The sequence below is a fragment of the Streptomyces botrytidirepellens genome, assembly GCF_003721215.1.
GTDB classification, from domain to species: domain Bacteria; phylum Actinomycetota; class Actinomycetes; order Streptomycetales; family Streptomycetaceae; genus Streptomyces; species Streptomyces himastatinicus.
Window position 1 is genome coordinate 1 of the sequence record NZ_RIBZ01000502.1, and the last position, 2232, is coordinate 2232.

Annotated in this window: 4 protein-coding genes; 2 read left to right on the top strand and 2 right to left on the bottom strand. The window is 71.7% G+C overall.

Features of this window, described 5'->3' with window-relative positions; translation table 11 throughout:
* Positions 1–173 precede the first annotated feature (173 nt).
* Positions 174–740, top strand: coding sequence for a CGNR zinc finger domain-containing protein (locus EEJ42_RS32025; RefSeq protein ID WP_123105405.1), 567 nt, complete (start codon positions 174–176; stop codon positions 738–740).
* Between the two features lie 59 nt (positions 741–799).
* Here EEJ42_RS32025 and EEJ42_RS51265 read toward each other — a convergent pair whose 3' ends face one another.
* Together EEJ42_RS51265 and EEJ42_RS32035 are read right to left on the bottom strand one after the other, a co-directional pair.
* Positions 800–970 (bottom strand): hypothetical protein, encoded by a 171-nt coding sequence (locus EEJ42_RS51265; protein ID WP_167542472.1) that lies wholly within the window; start codon positions 968–970, stop codon positions 800–802.
* Positions 971–1039: 69 nt separating this feature from the next.
* Positions 1040–1501 (bottom strand): hypothetical protein, encoded by a 462-nt coding sequence (locus EEJ42_RS32035; protein ID WP_123105407.1) that lies wholly within the window; start codon positions 1499–1501, stop codon positions 1040–1042.
* Positions 1502–1632: 131 nt separating this feature from the next.
* Here EEJ42_RS32035 and EEJ42_RS32040 point away from each other — a divergent pair, with 131 nt between their 5' ends.
* A complete protein-coding gene (locus EEJ42_RS32040; RefSeq protein ID WP_123105409.1) occupies positions 1633–2145 on the top strand; it encodes a DsbA family protein in 513 nt (170 codons plus the stop codon).
* Positions 2146–2232: the final 87 nt, after the last annotated feature.

Consider the following 2232-nt stretch of genomic DNA (forward strand, 5'->3'; position numbering starts at 1 on the left):
CCGCGGAACCGTCCGCGGCGGCGGCACCGCCGTGTCACGCTCCGTGCCCGCCCCATGTCACGCTCCGAAGCGGACACGGCCGTGTCACGTTCCGGGCCCGGCGCCGCTAGAGTCGAGCGCATCGGAGGGGCAGTCGAGGACCACCGCCGACCCAGCGGGCCAGGGAGCCAATCGTGCTGATCAACCACGACACCCAGTGCGCGCTCGACGCGGTCGTCGACCTGGTGAACACCGCGCCGCCCGGCGAGGAGAGCGAGGATCGCCTCGCGGACGTGGCCGCGCTGCGCCGGTTCGTCGAGCGCAACGCCATCAGCGACATCGGCACGCTCGGTGAGCGCGACCTGACCGCCGTACGGTCCGTACGGGCCCGGTTCACCGAGGTCTTCGCCACGGCCGGCAACGGCACTCGGCACACCGCCGAACTCCTCAACGCGATGATCGCGGCGGCCGGGACCACGCCCCGGCTCACCGACCACGACGGCTACGACTGGCATGTGCACTACTTCGCCCCGGGAGCGTCCCTCGCCGACCACCTCGCGGCCGACGGCGGCATGGCGCTGGCGTTCCTCGTGGTGGCGGGCGAACACGAGCGGCTGCGGCGCTGTGAGGCCCCGGACTGCCGGTTCGCCTTCGTGGACCTGTCGCGCAACCGCTCCCGGCGCTACTGCGACAGCCGTACCTGCGGCAACCGGCTGCACGTCGCCGCGTATCGCGCGCGGCGCAAGGAAGCCGCGGGCTGAACCCGGGCCGCGGGCTGAGCCCAGGGGCGCGCGGCGGGGGGTCGCGCCGCGGGGTCGCGTCACCATCGGTAGAGGTCGTGGAGCGCGGTGCCGAAGAGCAGCATGCCTATGAAGGCGAGGAAAAGCATCAGCGGCGGCTGGGAGAGGGCGAACAGGCAGCCGCGCGGCTCGTCGCTCGGTGGAACAGGGGGTCCTTCGATAGGGGATTGCTCCCCGGGTGATTGCAGCATCTCGCCGGAGATCATGGCGCAGCGCGAACCCCCGCTGCGACCGACGAGCGATTTTTGATCGGGAGCTTGTCAGATCCCGTGCTTTTTGAGAATGGCTTCGATGTCTGAGAAATCTTCTGTACCGGAGCTGCTTGCCGCGGTCGGTTTCCCCTTCCCCGCCGCCTTCGCTCCGGTGGCCCCGCGGCCGGGTCCCAGCGCGGGTTCCGAGGCTCCCGGGGCCAGCGCCCCGTCCCGCTCCGCGGCGGCCGCCGCGCGCCGCTCCTTGCGGGTGCCGCCCGCCCGGCGCTCGGCCGCCCGGCTCACCGTGAACAGCAGCCAGGAGAGCCCGAGCAGGCCGAAGCCCGCCCAGACGGTCGGGTTGAAGACCAGATCGGTCAGCCAGTCCAGGATCCCGGTCATCGCCAGGCCCACCGGCAGCAGCGCGTAGGCCGCTATCCGGGCCGCGGTCCGGAAGCGCTTGCGGTACGCGGTCAGACCGGCGATGCCCAGACCGGCCGCGGACAGCGCGGCGCAGATGGTGTCGGTCAGCATCGGTTCCTCCCGCCGATGGGTCAATATGTCCATCCTGCACCCCACCGGGCGGCAAGGGCCACAGCCGGGGCGCGGGATCAGGGTCATCTCCGGGTTCGGAGGAGTCCGCGGGTGCTGGAAGACTGACCTTCATGAGCGACACCGATCCCGCCCGACCCGTACTCGACGTGTGGTGCGAACTCCAGTGCCCCGACTGCCGTACCGCGCTGACGGACGTGCGCGCCCTGCGCGAGCGCTTCGGCGACGCCCTGGAGATCCGGCTGCGGCACTTCCCGCTGGAGCGCCACAAGCACGCCCACGCGGCGGCGCAGGCCGCCGAGGAAGCCGTGGCGCAGGGGCAGGGCTGGCCGTACGTCGAAGCCGTGCTGGAACGCACCGACCAGCTGGGCGCCCGGGGTGAGCTGCTGCTCGTCGACGTGGCGCGGGAACTGGGCCTGGACGCCGAGGAGATGGACACCGCGCTGATCGACGGCCGGCACATCCTGATCGTCGACGCGGACCAGGCCGAGGGCAAGGCGATCGGGGTGACCGGCACCCCGACGTATGTGATCGGCGGCGAGCGGCTCGACGGCGGCAAGAGCCAGGAGGGGCTGCGGGAGCGGATCGAGGAGATCGCGGCCCGGCTGCTGGCCGAGCGCGGCTGAACCACTAGATGAATGAGTCCGATGTCTGGGCTGGCCGCGACCATGGCGAAGGGCGTCCGTTGGCCTGAGTGTGACTTCTGGCTTGGA

Coding starts and splice junctions, on each gene's coding strand:
- EEJ42_RS51265 (WP_167542472.1), bottom strand. CDS start 970: ATGCTGCAATCACCCGGGGAGCAATCCCCTATCGAAGGACCCCCTGTT.
- EEJ42_RS32035 (WP_123105407.1), bottom strand. CDS start 1,501: ATGCTGACCGACACCATCTGCGCCGCGCTGTCCGCGGCCGGTCTGGGC.
- EEJ42_RS32040 (WP_123105409.1), top strand. CDS start 1,633: ATGAGCGACACCGATCCCGCCCGACCCGTACTCGACGTGTGGTGCGAA.